This window comes from Ruegeria sp. L12, assembly GCF_056531745.1.
This window is the reverse complement of sequence record NZ_JBQFMH010000006.1, coordinates 228,695-247,584: the sequence shown is the minus strand read 5'-3', so window position 1 is coordinate 247,584 and position 18,890 is coordinate 228,695. Positions and strand designations below refer to the sequence as shown.

The 18,890-nt window shown below is 55.5% G+C and carries 16 protein-coding genes; 4 read left to right on the top strand and 12 right to left on the bottom strand.

Annotated elements, in window-relative coordinates:
- The coding region (locus ACR0K9_RS12150; RefSeq protein WP_480823527.1) for a hypothetical protein at nt 1-210 on the top strand (210 nt) is incomplete at its 5' end.
- 65 nt (nt 211-275) lie between these two features.
- Here the strand turns inward: ACR0K9_RS12150 and ACR0K9_RS12145 are convergent.
- The 7 genes from ACR0K9_RS12145 to ACR0K9_RS12115 form a co-directional block, all read right to left on the bottom strand.
- A complete protein-coding gene (locus tag ACR0K9_RS12145; protein ID WP_480823525.1) occupies nt 276-674 on the bottom strand; it encodes a RidA family protein in 399 nt (132 codons plus the stop codon).
- A complete protein-coding gene (locus ACR0K9_RS12140; RefSeq protein ID WP_480823523.1) occupies nt 667-1,581 on the bottom strand; it encodes a sugar kinase in 915 nt (304 codons plus the stop codon). Before ACR0K9_RS12140 ends, ACR0K9_RS12145 begins: the two co-directional genes overlap by 8 nt.
- 56 nt (nt 1,582-1,637) lie before the next feature.
- Nucleotides 1,638-2,693 carry a D-TA family PLP-dependent enzyme gene (locus ACR0K9_RS12135; protein ID WP_480823521.1) on the bottom strand — a complete coding sequence of 352 codons (1,056 nt, stop codon included), beginning with the start codon at nt 2,691-2,693 and terminating at the stop codon, nt 1,638-1,640.
- Nucleotides 2,690-4,156: a M81 family metallopeptidase gene (locus ACR0K9_RS12130; protein WP_480823519.1), complete on the bottom strand. Its 1,467-nt coding sequence runs from the start codon at nt 4,154-4,156 to the stop codon at nt 2,690-2,692. The genes ACR0K9_RS12135 and ACR0K9_RS12130 overlap by 4 nt, the downstream gene beginning before the upstream one ends.
- A gap of 88 nt (nt 4,157-4,244) precedes the next feature.
- Nucleotides 4,245-5,285, bottom strand: coding sequence for a TRAP transporter substrate-binding protein (locus ACR0K9_RS12125; RefSeq protein WP_480823517.1), 1,041 nt, complete (start codon nt 5,283-5,285; stop codon nt 4,245-4,247).
- Between the two features lie 36 nt (nt 5,286-5,321).
- On the bottom strand, nt 5,322-6,605 hold the full coding sequence (locus tag ACR0K9_RS12120) for a TRAP transporter large permease (RefSeq protein WP_480716008.1): 1,284 nt from the start codon (nt 6,603-6,605) through the stop codon (nt 5,322-5,324).
- Nucleotides 6,602-7,120 carry a TRAP transporter small permease gene (locus ACR0K9_RS12115; protein ID WP_480823515.1) on the bottom strand — a complete coding sequence of 173 codons (519 nt, stop codon included), beginning with the start codon at nt 7,118-7,120 and terminating at the stop codon, nt 6,602-6,604. Before ACR0K9_RS12115 ends, ACR0K9_RS12120 begins: the two co-directional genes overlap by 4 nt.
- Before the next feature lie 201 nt (nt 7,121-7,321).
- Here ACR0K9_RS12115 and ACR0K9_RS12110 point away from each other — a divergent pair, with 201 nt between their 5' ends.
- From ACR0K9_RS12110 to ACR0K9_RS12100, 3 genes are all read left to right on the top strand, one after another.
- On the top strand, nt 7,322-8,257 hold the full coding sequence (locus ACR0K9_RS12110; RefSeq protein WP_480823513.1) for a MurR/RpiR family transcriptional regulator: 936 nt from the start codon (nt 7,322-7,324) through the stop codon (nt 8,255-8,257).
- Between the two features lie 731 nt (nt 8,258-8,988).
- Nucleotides 8,989-10,869 carry a tetratricopeptide repeat protein gene (locus ACR0K9_RS12105; protein WP_480823511.1) on the top strand — a complete coding sequence of 627 codons (1,881 nt, stop codon included), beginning with the start codon at nt 8,989-8,991 and terminating at the stop codon, nt 10,867-10,869.
- Between the two features lie 593 nt (nt 10,870-11,462).
- Entirely contained in the window at nt 11,463-13,355 is a 1,893-nt protein-coding gene (locus ACR0K9_RS12100) for a DEAD/DEAH box helicase (RefSeq protein WP_480823509.1), read from the top strand.
- Between the two features lie 275 nt (nt 13,356-13,630).
- Here the strand turns inward: ACR0K9_RS12100 and ACR0K9_RS12095 are convergent, their stop codons facing one another.
- From ACR0K9_RS12095 to ACR0K9_RS12075, 5 genes are all read right to left on the bottom strand, one after another.
- Nucleotides 13,631-14,038, bottom strand: a complete 408-nt coding sequence (locus ACR0K9_RS12095) for a universal stress protein (RefSeq protein WP_480823507.1) — start codon at nt 14,036-14,038, stop codon at nt 13,631-13,633.
- A gap of 117 nt (nt 14,039-14,155) precedes the next feature.
- Nucleotides 14,156-15,670 carry a malonate--CoA ligase gene (locus ACR0K9_RS12090; protein WP_480823505.1) on the bottom strand — a complete coding sequence of 505 codons (1,515 nt, stop codon included), beginning with the start codon at nt 15,668-15,670 and terminating at the stop codon, nt 14,156-14,158.
- Nucleotides 15,671-15,675: 5 nt separating this feature from the next.
- On the bottom strand, nt 15,676-16,932 hold the full coding sequence (locus ACR0K9_RS12085; RefSeq protein WP_480531032.1) for a malonyl-CoA decarboxylase: 1,257 nt from the start codon (nt 16,930-16,932) through the stop codon (nt 15,676-15,678).
- Entirely contained in the window at nt 16,929-18,245 is a 1,317-nt protein-coding gene (locus ACR0K9_RS12080) for a TRAP transporter large permease (RefSeq protein WP_480823503.1), read from the bottom strand. The genes ACR0K9_RS12085 and ACR0K9_RS12080 overlap by 4 nt, the downstream gene beginning before the upstream one ends.
- Nucleotides 18,246-18,250: 5 nt before the next feature.
- On the bottom strand, nt 18,251-18,793 hold the full coding sequence (locus tag ACR0K9_RS12075; protein WP_480823501.1) for a TRAP transporter small permease: 543 nt from the start codon (nt 18,791-18,793) through the stop codon (nt 18,251-18,253).
- Nucleotides 18,794-18,890: the final 97 nt, after the last annotated feature.

Here is an 18,890-nt window from a genome sequence, read left to right as displayed (position 1 = left end):
ATCAGAAAGGCACTCGCGCTCTGTTCAGCGCATCACTTTCTGCGTCAGCAACACGCTGTTTTTCAACAGAATCAGCCCAAAGCAGTCATTCACAACTGGGCTTTGCAAACCCCAGAAGCGCAACCAACCCATCTTAGCCTTAACAACAATAAATGTCCGTATTCCTCCCGGAGCGTTTCAAAACGTCCTTCCAATAATGGCGCTCTGTAAAATTCCTAGAAAATAGGCTGACAAAAAGTGCCAGCTCTATTCAATTGGAACGAACATCTTGGATGTTAGCCAAGCGGTTTGTATACGACCGCATCGATCTCGACCTTGGCATCCACCATGATTTGCGAACGGACTGTCGAGCGCGCCGGGCCACCATTAGGAAAATAGCTCGCATAGACTCGGTTGAACGTCCAGAAATCGCGAGGATCGTCCAGCCAGACGCCCACTTTCGCAATATCATCCAGTGTGCAATCAGCCAGCGCCAAAGCTGCAATCAGGTTTTCCATTGTTTTTCGGGTTTGCGCTTCAATGCCACCGGCTTCTATTTCGCCATTCTCCTTCATTGCCACCTGTCCGGATATGAATACAAAGTCGCCGGCTCTTACAGCTGGTGCGAAGGGTAGTGGTTGACCACCTGCACCTGTCCTGTCATCGCCCAAGCGCACAATCTTTCTCTCAGTCATTGAAGTAATTTCCTTCTTTTAGGTCTTTTCCGTAAGGAATGGGGTCCACGGCACCAAAGCTCGTAGTCGAAAGGGCCGCGCCGCGGTTCGCGAGTTCAGCAGATTTCACGGCGTCCTTGTTTTTCAGGTAAGCGGACAAGAAAATTCCGTTGAAACAGTCCCCCGCACCGGTGGCGTCTACCGCTGGGACTGATATTCCGGGAATTATGTGAATGCCTTGCCCGTCGGATACGGATACGCCGTCTGCACCAAGCGACAGCGCCACAACTTCAGCACCCAGATTGTGGTAGAAGTTGACGATATCCTCGGGGCTGTGAAGGTTCGTCAATTGACGGGCATCATCAAGCCCTGGCAATACAATATTGCACTGCCGCATCGCATCGTGAGTAACCTGTCGGGCCTTGTCCAAAGGCCAAAGAGCTGTACGCAAATTGGGATCGAAAGCAATTGAGATGCCAGACTGGCGCGCTACGTGGATTGCTTGCTGCGTTGTTGATTGTAACTCTGGACTTACCCCAAGACTGATCCCGGAAGTATAAAACATCTTGGCATCGGAGATTGCATCGTCTGGAATCTGAACCGGCGACATCCGGCTCGCGGCAGAGCCTTTCCGACGGTAAACGAAATGATGCCCGTCTCCATCGTGAAAGACAAAATAAAGCCCCGTGTCTTCACTGGAAGCAGATAACACGTGCTCGTGGTTCACGCCTTCTCTGGACCACAAACCTCTAAGCTTCTCACCAAATTGGTCATCTCCGACGCGGGAGATCAAAGCAACGTTCGTCCCCTGTCTTGCAGCAGCAACGGCGACATTGGAGACATCTCCGCCGAACCCGCTTTTAAATGAGCCATCCGGGCAAGCGGTCAGCTCGAACAGAGGTTCCCCGAGACAAATGAGGTCAGCCATATTGCACCTTATTGAATCCCGCCGCAATCAGCGGTTATAGGCCATGATTCCGCCCGCTATTGAACTTTGCCACGTGCCGCGACAGGGACTGGCCCAAGCGTATGATCGCCGCGAATGGCTTCAATCTGGTCAACCATGTTGGTCACAACACAGGCATGGTTGGGAATGATCCGGATGCGCTCGCCAACTTTTAGATTGATCTTGTCGGCTTTCAGAACGCCATGTTCCTCTGACAGACCCTGAACCAGAATGTCCGGGCGACCCATCACGTACCCGTGGCCCTCCAGTCCCAACAGATCTGAGGTCAACACTTTAGATCCCGCATCAATCACAGCCCGATTGTCTGCGGGGACTGAGATCACCGTGGCAAGCACACTTAGCGCACAGTTCTCCCAGGTACAGACGCCACGTGCCTGTAGGGAGCGGTCGTTATAGATGTAGGTGCCAATCCGATATTCAGTTGCAACTGGAACATCCTGCGCCTGCCACATGCCTGGTGAGCCGCCATGGGACACCACGTGCACAGGCAACCCGATCTCTTCGATTTCTCGTTTGGCTTTGGTGAGCCACTCTTGAACAGCAACCTCCTGGCCCACTGGTGGATAGGTCATTAGACCGAGGAACGTGACACCTGGTTGGCTATCGATATAACGTGCCAGATCTCGCGCCTCCTCAGGGGTGGTTACGCCACAACGCGCCGCGCCGGTGTCGCACTCTACAAGCACGCCCAGTGGTGTCGCGGCATCAAAAAAAGATTTCGATAAACCGTCAACGGTTTCGGTGTTGTCCGCGACAACAGACAATCTCACCTTCTCTGACAGGGCACGCAACCGCGCCAACTTGGCGTCACCGAGGATATTAAAGGTTATCAGCACGTCGTCGATACCACCCTCAGAAATCATTGCCTCGGCCTCGCTCACTTTCTGGCAAGTTATGCCAATAGCACCGGCCTCTAACTGGCGCTGCGCCAACATAGGGAGCTTGTGGGTTTTGATGTGCGGTCTGACGGCGAGCCCGTGTTTCGCACAATGGTCTTGAAAGCGGTCGATATTCGCTTCGGCGATATCCAGGTCGACCAGGACAGCCGGTGTGTCGATATCAGGAAAAATCATTCCACAACTTCCTCGTGAGGGTTTTTGACGATAGGCCAAATTGGGCGTGTCAGATTATTGTAGTGTGTTTTGGTGGGATCATTCGGATAGGGGCCTTCGACAGCTGCATAAATTATTTCGGCAGCGACGTCGGAGAAGGCACCGTGGAAATGGTTTGTAGATTTGACGACCAATATCTTTTTTTCAGTGACATCGATGCCGAGGTTGGTGAACAAGTCTGGCGAGAAGGCCTGACTTCGGTTTGAGTTCAAAACGACCTCTATCCCTCCCAAACGAATGACCGAGCAATCCCCCATGGGGACGACAGATGCACCAAAGCTTTGAACTGCATTGCGTTGATTGCGGACAACTGTGACCGTGGCGTCAATTGGGTTGCCTGCGAGAGCCGACGTTTTGCCCCCGAAGCGTAGATCGAGTACAGCGCCTTCTCCGGCCGCATGGCATAGGCGAACAGCCATGGGATCCCATATCGTGCCGAATGCGACAGATTTGAGGCTTTGAGCAATGGCCTCTTCAAGGATCAGGGTTGAATCCCCTGCGACGCCTCCGCCTGGGTTATCCCACACATCCGCCACGACCACAGGTCCTTGCGCGGCAATCTGAGCCTTTCTCAATGCTTCAACCGGAGACAGGTAGTCTGGCTTTGTCTGTCCTCGGAACGAAAATAGCTCCATTCCCAAAGTCCGGGCTATACTGTCGGCTTTGGCCTGATCATCATCGGTCAAAACGACGATTTTGGCACCGACATCTGGGGAATCGCCGGCCATAAACCCGTGAATGACAGAAGCTGAGAGAACTTCCCCCTTTGCCTCCATTTGGTTCAACTGATCGACAAATCCGCGCATGGGTTCTTGGCTGGTTGGCAGGACATCCAACATACGAACGTCAAAAACTGAGATAACGGGCCGAATGTCTCCTTTGATCGTCCGCAGTGTCAGATCGACACAGGCTTCTCCTGCTTCAACAAAATCAGTATGCGGAAATTCTTTGAACACAGTGATTATGTCAGCATTCGATACACGTTTCTGGCTGAGATGACTGTGCGGGTCGAAACTGGCTCCGATAACCGTCTTAGGGCCGACAATAGCACGAACGGCTTCGATCAAATCACCTTCGCAATCCACACACCCTTCGGCAATCATCGCGCCGTGCAGGCCAAGAACAACGCCGTCCAAAGGCAAAGCAGAGGTCACCTGATCCAGGACCTCATGTTTCAGCCGCGCCCATGTTTCACGGTTTAGCAACCCGCCCGGTTCCGCCCATGTGGCGGTGCCCTCGATCAACGCCAGCTCATTGACCTGTGCCCGTTTTCTCAGTGCCGGAAACACAGCGCTGCACAACGTGGGGGTAACAGGGTGTTCGCCGGGTGGTGCGTAAAAGCTCTGCTCGAAATCGGAAAAATCCGTGCGCAGGGGGGAAAACGTATTTGTTTCGGTCGCAATGGACGCACAGAAAACCCGCATGTCTAATCCAATTCGTTGTTTGGGTCGGAGACCAGAAACTGATCTCCGACAAGAGGTGCTGCCGGTTGGTTCCGGCAGTCAGGGAGGATCAATCGAGGTAAGACGCGTTGTTGGCGTTCTCTACCGCAGCCTTGAAACTTGCCAAAAGCTCGGCCGCTTTCTCATCCAGATTTTCCTGTACATGCGCTTCAAATGCAGGCTGGGTTGCAGCCGCCATGGAACTGCGTTGCTCGTCAGTCAGGGCCGTTACTTCAATCTGATCCATGAGGCCCGCAAGACCTCTATCTGAGGATTCGATGATCCGTGACAGACCGCGACTTGCAGTTACGCAGTTTTCAGCAGCCGTACGGATCGTGGCCTGCTCGGCCTCGGACAGGCCCTCAAAGAAGGCGCGGTTGATCATGAAGGTGTAGGGTGAAAACAAATGGTTGGTCAGCGTCAGATACTGCTGAACTTCGGCAAAATTGGCAAAGGAGATGATCGGGACCGGATTCATCTGGCCGTCAATCACGCCGGTTTGAAGGCCGGAATACACCTCGCCCCAGGACAGGGGATAGGCTTCGGCGCCCAAGGCTTGCACGATCTTCTGATGCGACGGCAATGTCATAGTGCGGATGCGAATGCCATCAAAGTCCTTCAAGTCCGCAATAGGTCTCTGAGAATTGGTGACCGCAAAGAAACCGCCGGTATCAGGGAAGCCCAGCACCACAACATCACCCAGTTCTGCTTCGATATCTGCGGCCAGGGCTTCGCCGAACTCGCCGTCAAAGACTTCGTAGGTCGAAGCGTTGCCATTAAATGCGAATGGTAGATTCAGCACATCAATCCGCGGGTAGTAGCTTGCCAAGGCGCCAGTCGATGTCAGGGTTGCCTGAATGATGCCGTCCCGCACCTGCTGCACATGCTCGGCGGCGGAGCCCAGTTGGTTTGATCCAAACACTTCGACCGTGACGCTGCCATTGGTGCCGGAATTCACGAGGTTGGAGAACACGGCCGTACAGGCGTGCGCCGGATTCTCAAATGGATCTGTTTTGTTGTCGTGCCCGAATTTGATGACGCCACCTTCGGCCAGCGCACTGGTTGCAAGCATGGTTGCGGTAAGCGCCGCACCTGTCAGAATAGTCTTCATTTTTCTTCTCCTGTTGGTTTGGATTTCGTAGGGAATTTACTGAGCAAAGCCCAACATCCGGGGCAGCCAAAGGGCTGCGTCCTCCCAAAATGCAAAGGCAAATAAGATAGCGATTTCGGCAATCAGAAACGGGAACAGCTTGATGGAAATCCGCTCCAGCTTTTCGCCGGTGACGGACGACAGAACAAACAGACAAGCGCCCACCGGCGGGGTCATCAACGATATGTTTAGGGCCAGAACAAAGATGATCCCGGCGTGAATAGGTTCCAGGCCAACCTGCTGTGTGAGCGGAACCAACACCGGCGCAAGAATGATCAGGATGGCGGTGATATCCATAACCATACCAACAATCAGCAGCAATCCGATGATGATCGCGATAACGGCATACCGGTTATCTGAAAGGCCAAGAACGGTTTCCGCAATCAGTTGAGGAATGCGCTCAAAGCTCATCCACCAGCCGAGAATGCCAGCGAAGGCGATAATCACAAAGATAACGCCAGTGATACGCGCCGTACGGACAAGCATCGCATAGAAGCCTTTGAACGTCAGCGACCGATAGACAAAAATCCCGATGAACATCGCGTAGGCCACAGCAATCGACGCAGCCTCTGTCGGGGTGACGATCCCGCCCAGAATGCCCCCCAGGATAATCACAGGCATCGCCAATGCGGTCAGTGAGGAAACAAATGTGTCCCAGACCTCGCGAGGGGTTGCACCGCGCAGTGCTTTTGGAAGGTTTTCACGCTTGCCACCAATGGCGATGACAGCCATGCAGACGATGCAGATCACAAGGCCCGGCAAAACCCCTGCTGCGAACAGGCCTGCGATGGAAACACCCATTAGCGACCCATAAACAACCATCAGCCCCGAGGGCGGAATGGTTGGGCCGATGATGGATCCCGCTGCCGTGACCGCACAGGCATAATCACGCTTGTAGCCTTCTTTTACCATTGCAGGCACAAGTGTCCGACCAAAGGCGGCCGCGTCCGCAGTCGCCGAGCCGGTTAGTCCAGCGAAGAAAACCGAAGCCAGCATGTTGGTATGGGCCAGCCCACCACGGAACCGTCCAACCAGAACCTGAGCCAGTTTCACAAGACGACTGGTGATCCCGATGTCATTCATGATCTCACCGGCCAGAATGAAGAACGGCATGGCAAGAAAGGGAAAAATATTGAGGCCATTGAATATCTTGCTGGGACCAATCGCCAAGAACTGCGTTCCGCCCATGTCAATCAGACCCACGACGCCGGCAAGGCCAATGGCAAACCCAATCGGCATCCCGAACAAGATAAGAGCGACAAAAACGATTGCGACGATCACAGCGTTTCCTCCGCCTCAGTGGCAAAGGGTGGCTCGTCGATATGCGACCCCATATCCCGAAACAGGACCAGCACCAGCTGTACGGATGACAGTGCCGCCGCGACGGGAATGGCTGCGTAGAACGGAGCAAGGCTGGCGCCAAAAATCATCGCTTGGCGGGGAGCTCCACTTTCGGCGAAGCTGATTCCAAAAAACGCGACGTATAAGAACAAAGCCAGCGCCAAAACGTCCATCGCAACCAACAGAGTACGGCGCAAACCGACAGGAAGTATCATGATGAATGCGGTCAATCCGATGTGGTCCCTGCGCGCGATTCCGGAAGAAACTGCAAGCAATGCGGCCCAGATCATCAGGTAGCGGGCCAGCACCTCGGGCCACGGGAGTTGCCAGTGAAAATAGTAGCGGTCGACTACGCCAAGCCAGACATCCAGCACCAAGGACAACATCAACGCGGCGACGATACCCTCGACGACTGAATTTATTTTTGCGCTTGCGGTTGCAAACCAGCCTGACATTCGCACTCCTCCCCAGGACCCGAATCTGTAACTTGGTTACACCTTGCGCGATCGGGGTCTATTTTTCAACGAAAAAATGTAACTTAGTTTCTTTATAGCTGCCAAAATTAGGGAAATTTCGCGAATATCGGTGAATATCTTGCTCACTCACAGCGATGCATGTAACTAAGTTTCATAAGTGACCAGGAGAAAATCACGCACATGCCGAACCAACCGCGCCCTGCCTCAGACGAAAACGCGCCCCCGCATAAGGGCCGTATTGGCGCTGTAGATCTAATCCCGGCACTGCATAACTCGCAGACCAAACTGGCGGTTCAGGAGCAGAAAGTCGCTGACTACGTAAAGGACCATCTCAACGAAATCAGCTCGATGACCATCGGGGATCTCGCGGAACGTTGTTCGGTCAGTAAGCCAACGGTTGTGCGGTTCTGCCGTAGCCTCGGCTGTGAAGGCTTTCGGGACTTCAAACTTCGCCTGGCCCAGAACGTCGCCGTCAGCGCTCAGTACTTATACAGAAATGCCGGTGAAGAAAGCTCTGACGCGAATTCAGCGATTGACCAAGTCTTGGGGGCATTGTTCGCGACCCTGGATGTCATGCGCGGTCAAATCGACACGGAAAGGCTTGAGGAAGCAAGGGATGCCTGCCTAGACCGGCGGCAAATCCTTTTCGCGGGAATAGGAGGAGGATCCTCTCTTGTCGCTCAGGAAGCATCCAATCGCTTTTTCAGGCTCGGAATTCCATCATTCTTTGTGAATGACAGCTACGTCCTGCAAATGCGTGCGGCAGCGCTTGGACCCGAAGATGTTCTTTTTCTCGTTTCAGCAAGTGGTGAAGCTGACGCAATTGTTGGTGCCGCCGAGGTTGCCAATGGCTACGGCGCGACTACGATCAGCATAACAAAGCCCAACACAAGGCTTTCGGATATATCTAAGATTGCCCTTCTCACAGAACTGCCGGAAGACAGCGATATCTATAAGCCGACCGCATCGCGATACGCCCACCTCGCGATTGTCGACGCATTGGCAATGACCGTAGCGCAAGAGATGACTGACGAAACAAAAGAAAATCTTCGGCGAATTCGGGCATCCTTGACGGCTTACCATGGAAGAACTGGGCCACAGCCTTTGGGCGACTAAGGCAAAGGTTTCGGGATTGCAGCGAATGTCCGGAAACCGGGGCGCAAGCGCCGAAACGAAAAGAAGATCTCAAGTTTCGCTCTGGGTCGTAGGCCGAATTTTGCAAAGTCCGGTTTCTGCGCTTTCTGTAATTGGGGCAACGCGCGGCATCGACCAAAGTGGGCTCACTACCCGTATACGCTGCTTTCGGCACGAACCTCGACTCCTGAGATTCGAACGACCGCACTTTGAACGAGGTGACCGAAGATCAAAGGCTTGCGCCAAATTTCCGATGACCGGTTCCGTTGCGCCATCTCGAAGGAGCTTGCTGCATGAGCATTCGGCAGCAGCGAGCCCAAAGTTGCCAGCGGTGCTCAGGGCGCGAAGGTCTGCGATGCGCAGTAAAGCGGACTTCTCAAAGTTCCGAGTACCTGACGAAATCGCCCTTAACCAAACGACGAACATGCAGGGGTGTCGTCAGGCAAACTAGCCGTTCGCAGCATTCCAACAGAATCTCCGTGCGCAACCCATAATTGCTTAAAGGTTGCTTGGACATCGTTGGTCCCTCACTTTGATCATCGCCCACACTATGTCGGCGTCAATTAGTTAAGTGCTTGGTCTCCACTTCGAAAAATCTGACTTTGTCAAAGCCAGACCGACGCCTCACAAAAGTGATTAGGAATAAGGCGAATAGCAGAACTATGGATTCAATGGATCAGGATGGATAGTCTTCCGTGCAGGGGAGGACGGAAGTGGAACGTCGCCTTACTAACATCTTGAGTGTTGACGTCGTGGGCTACTCGCGGCTGATGGAACGCGACGAGTCAGCGACCTTGGCAGCACTAAAGTCGCACCGGTTGGAACTCATTGACCCCTTTACGGCGAGTTTTGGTGGCAAGACGATCAAGTTGATGGGTGATGGCGCACTGCTGGAGTTTGAGAGCACCGTACAGGCAATGAAATTTGCCGTTTCTGTACAAAACGAAATGCTTTCTCGAAATTCGGACGTTCCAGAAAATGAAAAAATTGTGTTTCGGATCGGCATAAACATCGGAGATGTGATTGCCGAGGACGGAGACATATATGGTGATGGCGTTAATGTCGCTGCCCGCCTTGAAGGCTTGGCTGAGCCCGGAGGTATTTGCATTCACCGCAGCGTGCGGGACCAGGTGCGGGACAAACTGGATCTGAATTTCGAGGATCTGGGTGAGACCGAAGTCAAGAACATAGAGAGACCAGTCCGGGCCTTCGAAGTCGTTCTGGATGGCAAGGCCAAGGCGTTGGCTATATCAGAGCCAGTTGCGCATACGAAATCACACATATCCAAGTGGGCGCCAACTCTAGTCGGTGCAGCATGCATCTGTTTGGTGCTGGTTGCGGTCATATGGTGGCGATCCAGAGATGTGGCACTCCTGACCGAACAAGAGGAGTTGGCGCTTGCCATCCCGGACGAACCTTCCATCGTCGTTTTGCCCTTTGAGAACCGCTCAACAGTTCAAGAGGTCGGCTATCTGGCGGAAGGTTTTGGAACAGCGATCACGACTCAGCTTTCGAAGTTTCCACAGCTATTTGTGATTGCTGGTTCGACTTCGATTACCTTTGCGGACAGCTTGGTCAAACCGCGAGAAATAGGTCGAGAGCTCGGTGTGCGATATGTTCTGTCAGGTAGCGTTCAGAGCGTTGGCGAGAATACTTCAATTAACTCAACACTTATAGAGACAGAGTCGGGACACGCTCTATGGTCGGAACAATATGACATTGCCGTCGAGGAAGTGTTTTCTGCTCAGGCCGACCTTGTACGGGAAATCGCATCAACCCTGAAAATAGTAGTTGAGGAAGAAGAAGTCGCGTCGCTGAAGAAACGACCGACCGATGATCTTGAAGCGTATGAGCTATTTCTGAGGGCCGTTGCCAAAAGCAAGCTGTTGAATACTGCAAGTCGGCAAGAGGCAATTGACCTGCTAGAGCAAGCTATAGTGCTCGATCCAGACTACCTTTCTGCACATATTGAACTGAGCGGTCGCTATCTTAGCCTTTGGCGTTTCGGTGGGCCGGACGATCCGAAAACTGCACTGAACAAAGCTCGTCAACATGCAGAGCGCGCATTGGAACTGGATCAATCTGACTATCGTGTTCAACATCGCTTAGGACAGTTACACTTGTTTGCCGACCACGATCACCAACTCGCTTACCAAGCGTTTCAGCGCGCAATTCGGGAGAACCCGAATGATCCTGAGGTCTTGTATGACATGGGTTTTTTGCGCTCGCTCATGGGTGAGCCAACCGAAGCGATTGAATGGAACAATATGGCAAAGAGGGTCAACCCGCGTTATCCCGGCTGGTATAATTTTAACGCGGCCCTTTCTCATTTTCTAATCGGAGATTACGAACAGGCAATTCTGCTGGCAAAAACCGGTATCTCAACTTATCCAAGATCGCTTCCTCCGCGCCGCATCTTGGTCGCAACCCTTGCAGAAATGGGACGTCTGGAAGATGCACAGGTTGAAGCAAAAAAATTACTCGAAATCAGGCCGGACTTTCGTGTTTCTACACACAGAAACACGCCCTTTATGCGTTCAGAGGACCAGGACCGGTATTTTGGTGCGATGATTGTTGGTGGGTTGCCCAAATAGCAAGGTTTTCGAAACCCTGAATACTGTCAGGACGTGAAGTCTCCACTTTTTGTAGCATAGTTGCTTGAATAAGCCCGTCCGCTCCTCGGGATCAACAAAGCTCGCTGATGAATGTCTGGTTTGGGCTGCCACCAGTCACTGATGCAAATGGCAGCGAACGGAGGCATCAGCCCATCCTGTTCATTTGTCGGATTGCAACGAAGGACCGGTTTACCCGAGCCAAGTTTGCTCGGCACATCTCGCTTGAGTTGAATTGCTTCGTCCTCATGGTAGCGAGAAGACAAAGTCCGGTTGCGTTGAGAATCTCAATTTCAAGATTCTATTTCTTTCAGGGCAACGCTGCCGTTCGCAATCTAATTGCACATTGAGTAACGTGCATGAGATCAAAGACCAAATTCATCGGAAATAGTTGAAACCAAATGCTTCCCGAACCGGCTCAAGCCGACTTTCCCGGCCAGCGAATTGCCGAGCTCAGCAGAAGCTAATTTTCGGCTCTATACATCCGGCTCTTCTCTCAGTATGGACAGCGCTTCAAATATGATCCGTGTGTTGGACGCTCTGAGGGTGACCGCATCACCTCAGAGAGCCGAGCCATGAAACCCACACTTGCAACTGCGCTGAGGCGCAAAGGATATGACACGCTGACCCCTGTCCAGGAGGCTGTAACCGCGCCTGAGTTGCAGGGGCGGGACCTGTTGGTTTCAGCGCAAACGGGATCGGGCAAAACCATCGCGTTCGGCCTGGCTATCGCACCAACCCTTCTGAGCGATGCGCAAGTCTTTGGTACGGCACACGCACCCTTGGCACTGGTCATCGCACCAACACGAGAGCTGGCACTGCAAGTCAAACGAGAGCTGGGATGGCTATATGCCGATGCCGGGGCATTCATTGCCTCGTGCGTTGGCGGCATGGATATGCGCGACGAGCGTCGGGCGCTGTCGCGTGGGGCACATATCGTTGTCGCGACACCAGGGCGGCTGCGGGACCATATCATGCGTGGCTCGATTGATTTGACAGCCGTGCGCGCCGTGGTCCTGGATGAGGCCGACGAAATGCTTGATCTCGGGTTTCGTGAGGATCTGGAGTTCATACTTGAACAAACGCAAACAGACCGCCAAACGTTGTTATTCTCGGCCACGGTTCCCCGCGCCATCGTCAACCTGGCCACCCGCTACCAAATAGATGCCGAGCGTATAAGCACTGTCGGTGAGCGTACCCAGCACACAGATATCGAATACCGTGCGATGAGCGTCGCCCGCCGAGATGGCGAAAATGCAATCATTAACGTATTACGTTTTTACGAAGCTCCGAACGCCATAGTCTTTTGCAACACGCGCGCCATGGTCAGTCGTTTGACAGCCCGTTTGTCGAACCGCGGATTCTCGGTTGTTGCACTTTCCGGTGAACTGACGCAAAGCGAAAGATCCAACGCCTTGCAGGCCATGCGTGACGGCCGTGCCCGTGTCTGTGTGGCGACCGATGTCGCCGCGCGGGGGATTGACCTGCCGAACCTGGACCTGGTGATTCACGCCGAACTGCCCAACAGTCATGAAACCCTGCTGCATCGCTCAGGCCGAACCGGGCGCGCAGGGCGCAAAGGAGTCAGCACGTTGATCGTTGCTCCGGCTTCGTTCAAAAAGGCCCAAAGGCTGCTGAAGTTTGCCAAATTGACGGCTGATTGGGGCGCCGCACCTTCTGCAGAAGAGGTTAAGGCGCAAGACTTGCAGCGGATGTTCGGCTCGGACGACTGGCGCTCTGACATATCAGAGACTGAGCGTGCATCAGTCGACGAACTAGTGACCAAATTCTCGGCAGAACAGCTCGCCGCTGCGTATGTCCGCCAATACAATCGGGCGCATTCCGCCCCGGAAGAGTTAGACGACATCAAGGAAGCGGCACCAAAGCAGCGCGAGCCCTTTGGTCCGAGTGTTTGGTTTGCCCTGTCGGAAGGGCGCAACGATAATGCGTCTCCGAGGTATCTTCTTCCTATGGTGTGCAAGGCGGGAAACATCACCAGATCCGATGTTGGTGCTATCCGCATTGCTGACGACAAAACCTATATCGAAATTCGCGAAATCAGCGTTCCCGGATTTTTGGACGCGATCGGTCCGGAAATGAAGATCGAGGGTAGCAAGGACATTGTACGGTTGGACACAGCCCCCGATTTTTCAGTCACTGCCAAGACAGGCCTCAAGCGGAGTGCTAAAGGCAAAAAAGAACTGGTTAAGACCACAGATAAACCAAGCCGATTTGTCGAACCGCAGCCTGCAAAGGTACGAAAAAAGACTGCTTCAAAGCCCACTGGAAAATCTAAAACGGATGCCAGGCCGAAACGCGATGGCGACGGGCCTGGCAACCCGGACAAAAAAACCGACCGTCGCCCGAAGGGCCCACCGCCGCCCAAGGGTAAGCCAAACAGCAAGAAAAACCGTGCACGTGCTGCGGCGGCAAAGGGTGGCAACGCAGTTCCGAGGCGCTCAAAATAGGTCGATGCGTTTGCCAACGGCCTTCAGCAATCGTTAATTCATTTAAGGATCGCTGAATCGCGATAGTCTTTCCCGACATTCGCGACACGTCAAAATCACGGGGAACTGCGCACTCAGATATTGCAGGGGGCGTCTTGGCTCAGACCCTGATCCCCGCATTACCCAAGGCGAGCGATCTAAAATGCCTCGCCGACCGTCCCCAAGGCGCGCAGGTATACTCGCCAATCCCCGGGAACGAGTACGATTTTAGTCGACGAAATCGCCGCCAATGCCGCTTATCTGATCACGTGAACAGCACACTGCGCATGTCTGACAACGCGTGCTGCCGTAGATCCCAGAAGGTAGTCCTGCAGGCCGGGCTGATGGCTTGCGACAATGATGCAGTCGACATCCTTTGAAGCTGCATAGTCAAGAATACCGCGGCCAGCGTGGCCCTCGACGACTTCAATCGCGGCATCGGGCATATCCACCAGCAGGGGCTTCAACTTCTCGCTGATCGCAGCCTTGGCGATGTCGAAATGGTTCTCGGGCAGCAAGTCACTGGTGTATTGTGGCAGGTGTTCGACCACATGCAGCAGGGTCACGGTGCCGTTTTCCTGGCTCAGCGCCCGTGCAACACGGAGCGACTGCGCCACGTCGCGGTCTGCGTCAAAGGAAACGGGGACAAGAATATTCCGATACATCAGTGTAACTCCGAAAAAAGCAACGACCAGAGACCGCGCGCTGCGCGCACTCTGGTCGTTGAAGTATGACCTACAGCATATTCGAGGAGAGTGGCTGCATGGTCGGGGAAGGTCATGTCACGCGGCCACGAACATGTCTTTGTACTGGTCGCGCAGGATGTTCTTTTGAACTTTACCCATGGTATTGCGGGGCAGTTCATCCAGCAGGATCAGTTTGCGGGGGTGCTTGAACCGCGCCAGACTGCTGCGCACGGCCTCCATCATTGCATCCAGATCGGGGGATTGGCCGGGCTCGGCCACAATCACGCCCACAACGGTTTCGCCGAAATCCGGATGGGGTACACCAACAACGGCGCTTTCCAGTACGCCGGGCTGATCATCCAGCACCAATTCGATTTCCTTGGGATAGATGTTGTAACCGCCCGAGATGATAAGGTCCTTGTTGCGACCAACGATATGGACATAGCCGTCCTCGTCGATGCGCCCCAGATCGCCTGTGATGAAGAACCCGTCCTCACGCAGCTCGGCGGCGGTTTTTTCCGGCATCTGCCAGTAGCCCTTGAACACGTTGGGTCCGCGCACCTCGATCTCACCAATCTCGCCCTGTGGCAGGGCGTTGCCATCGGAATCGCAGATTTTCAGCTCGACCCCCGGCAGCGGCATACCCACGGTTCCCGCGCGGCGGTCGCCGTCATAAGGGTTCGAGGTGTTCATGTTGGTCTCGGTCATGCCATAGCGTTCCAGAATCCGATGGCCGGTGCGCTCTTCGAACTGCACATGGGTCTCTGCCAGCAACGGGGCCGAGCCCGAGACGAACAGGCGCATATGCGCGGCCAGATCCTTGGTGAACCGGTCATCGTCCAGCAGGCGGGTATAGAAGGTCGGTACGCCCATCATGCAGGTTGCGCCCGGCATCCGCCCGATGATCTCATCCAGATCGAATTTGGGCATGAAAACGATGCTGCTGCCCGCAGCCAGCGTGACGTTGGTCGCCACGAACAGTCCGTGAGTGTGAAAGATCGGCAGCGCGTGCAGCAGCACGTCGTCGGATGTGAAACGCCATTCCTTGACCAGCGTTTGTGCATTCGACAACAGGTTGTTCTGGGTCAGCATCGCGCCTTTGGATCGGCCCGTGGTACCCGAAGTGTAAAGGAACGCCGCAAGATCGTCGCCGTCGCGCTCGACGGTGTCAAAGCTGGCGGGCATGGCTGCGGCCTGATCCATCAGGCTGCCGCTGCCATCAGCGTTCAGGGTTTCAACCTTGGCACCCAGCTGCGCGCCCACAGGGGCCAGCTTGTCTTCGCTCCGGCTGTCGCAGACGATCAGCGCGGCGCCGCTGTTTTCGATGAAATAGGTCAGCTCATCCACCGTATAGGCGGTGTTGAGGGGCAGGAACACCAGACCGGCCTGCGCGCAAGCAGCATAAAGCGCAAGCGCCTCGGGTGATTTCTCGATCTGCGCCGCAACGCGGTCACCGGGTTTCAGGCCCAGTTGTGTCGCCACGTGAGCGATCTGTGCAGCGGTGCTCAGAAAATCCTGGTGCGAAATCACCGAACCGTCGAGCAACTGCAAAAAGGGTGTGTCTTTACCGGCATGAGCGCCGAACAAACCGTCATAGAGAGGATTGGCCATAAGGGTTACCTTTCCTGTGTCGATGTGAGTGAGGCCGACGCCGCAAGCGACTTGGCCTCGGACGAGGCGATGACCTCGCGGGTATTGGCGAATTGCTCGTGGTTCTGAGCTACGCGGCCAAGGTCATAGAGATAGTTGACCATGGTGCCACCGGACTGCGCCCGGCCTTTGTCCGATGTATCGGCATCGGCATGAACCGCATAAACCAGCGCGCCGTTGCCCAGATGGAACCGGGCCACCGGGTCGAATGGCATGTTGCCCCGGCCCTTGGCGTTCAGCAGGTAATGCGCCGCCAGAGCTTTCATCTGATCGGGCTTTTCGACGTCCCATTCGATGTCTTCCTGCGTCAGCCACTTGGTCAGGCCCGGAATGGGCGACAGGGTGACAAAGGTCTTCAGCCCCGACAGCTCTGCCGCCAGATCCGAGGCCACCTGCTTGATCAGAGAGTTGCCGAACGAAATGCTGGCCAGCCCGGCCTGACAGTTCGAGATCGAATAGAACACAGCCGTATCCGCCTGATCCTGCGGCAGCGGATCACGGTCTTCGGCCAACAGTGCCTGAACCGAGCCCGGGATACCCTGGTTCAGCGCCACTTCGACAAAGATCAGCGGCTCATCGGGCATCGAGGGGTGGAAGAAGGCAAAGCAGCGCCGGTCGGTGGGCTCCAGCCTGCGGCGCAGGTCATCCCAGCTATCGATGGCATGGACCGCTTCATAGGCGATGATCTTTTCCAGAATATGTGCCGGGCTTTCCCAGCTGATCGGGCGCAGCACCAGAAAGCCGCGGTTGAACCAGCTGGCGAACAGGTGCCGGAAATCCAGGTCCAGCGCCTGCAGTTCCGGTTCCTTGCCGCCCAGCCGCAGCAGATCGGCGCGCATCTGCACCAACGCGCCGGTCGCACCGGGCACCCGATTCAGACGGCGGATCATTTCCTGCCGGGCCGGTTCCACCGCAGCCGCAAAGCTGCGATAGGTCGCTTTCGAGGGATCACGCTCGTATGCGTCCAGCGACGACCGCACCGCCTCGGGGTCGATATTCATGGCCGAGGCGAGGTAGCGGAAGAACTCCAGCTTTTCATCGTCGTCCAGAGTGTCGAACCGGGTCAGGATTTCCTCCGCCAGTGCCAGCCCCGAGGTCTCGCCCGCTGACCCGACCAGCGCATCGGCCAGTTCGGTCAGCGGTCGGCCGTCGAGAGCCGCCGCGCCCGAGCGGCGATAGCGCCGCTCGAACACGGTGGACAGAAGATCCGCCAGCAGGGTCATACTGCTGCTCCCATCACCAGGTCAGGCAACCAGGTGGCCAGACCGGGGAACAGGCACAGCAGGACAATCGCGATCACCATGCAGGCCACGAAGGGGAGAGAGCCTGTCAGAATGGTCTTCAGCGAGATGTCGGGCGCGATGCCGTTGATCACATAGAGGTTCAGGCCGACAGGAGGCGAGATCAGACCAATCTCCATGTTGATGGTCAGCACAACCGCGAACCAGATCGGATCGAAGCCAGCGGTGGTGATGATCGGCAGCAGGATCGGTGCCGCCATCAGGATCACCGCAACCGGCGGCAGGAAGAACCCGGCGATCAGCAGGAACACGTTGACCGCGCCCATCAGCACCCAGCGGTTCACGTCCAGCGTACCGATCCACTCGGCAATCGCCTGCGTGATGAACAGCGAGCTGAGCATGTACGAGAACACACCGGCGGCTGCGATGATGAACAGGATCATCACGCTTTCCTTGGTGCTGTCGCGCAGCACGACCCAGATGTCCTTGGGGTTCCACAGCTTGTAGATGATCATCGCGATCAGCAGACACAGCAGGGCACCAACAGCGGCAGTTTCCGACGGTGTGGCGATGCCGCCATACATGGCGTAAAGCACACCCAGAATGATGCCGAGGAAGGGCAGCACGCGCGGCAGGATCTCGAACCGTTCGGCCCAAGTGTAGCTGCCGGAACCCAGACGGGTCGCGTCACCGGATTTCCAGGTCGAATACAGCGACCAGGCCATGAACAGACCCACCAGCATCAGGCCCGGGATCACACCGGCCAGGAACAGACGGCCGATCGAGGTCTCGGTGGCGATGCCGTAGACGATCATGGTGACCGACGGCGGGATCAGGATGCCCAGCGTACCGCCCGCGGCGATCGAACCGGCAGCAACACCGTCGGGATAGCCGCGCTTGCGCATCTCGGGGATGCCCATCTTGCCGATGGCGGCACAGGTGGCGGGCGATGAGCCGGACATGGCGGCAAACAGCGCGCAGGCACCAAGGTTCGAGACAACCAGACCACCCGGAACGCGGGTCAGCCAGCGCTCAAGCGCTTCGTAGAGGTCGGCCCCGGCCCTCGTCGAGGCGATGGATGAGCCCATGATGATGAACATCGGGATCGATAGAAGGGCAAAGTTATCAAGCTTGCCGAACAGAATCTCCGGCATCAGTTCCAGTGAACGGGGGCCGTCGAAGATGATCAGGAACCCGGCCGAAACGATCAGCAGACCGATGGCGACCGATACACCCGAGAACAGAACAAGAATGGTGGCGATGGCGACGATAGCGCCGAGCAGAAGGGGATCCATCGGCTTTACTCCAGACCAAAGGGTTTATCGATGCCGAGCAGGACGGCGACGAGGTCGGCGATCAGCTGCAACAACAGCAGGCCAAAGCCAACCGGGATGGCAAGATAGGGAATCCACAGGCGCACTCCCCAAACGGTGTCGGATTTCCAGCCGCGCTCCCACGCGAAATGCCAGTATTCGTAACCGTAGAACAGCATGACCGAGACGATGATGATGGACAGAACCGAGGTCAGGATCGCCATGAAGAACCGGGCGCGCGGCGCCAGCGAGATCGGGATCAGGTCTACGTTTACGTGACCACGCAGGCGCTGCACGTAAGGCAGACCAACCAGGGTGGCGGCGATGACCAGATAGATGACCGCTTCGGTCTGCCAGATGGTCGATTGATTCAGCACAAAGCGCACGACGATCATCTGGCAGGTGATGGCGACAGCGGCGACGATCATGCCTGCGGAACACCAGCCCGCCAGAGTTGAAAGTGCGGCGACAAAGCGAAGAAAGGGATTGTTCCCGGTATGGGAAGCAACGGCAGAGCTATGACCAGCCATTTGCGCCTCCTGTGATTGAGATGCAATTAAGTCTGAAGATCAGAGAGTATCAGAACTGAAGATTGGTGCCGGGCGGCGGCTAGACCGCCCGGTAAGA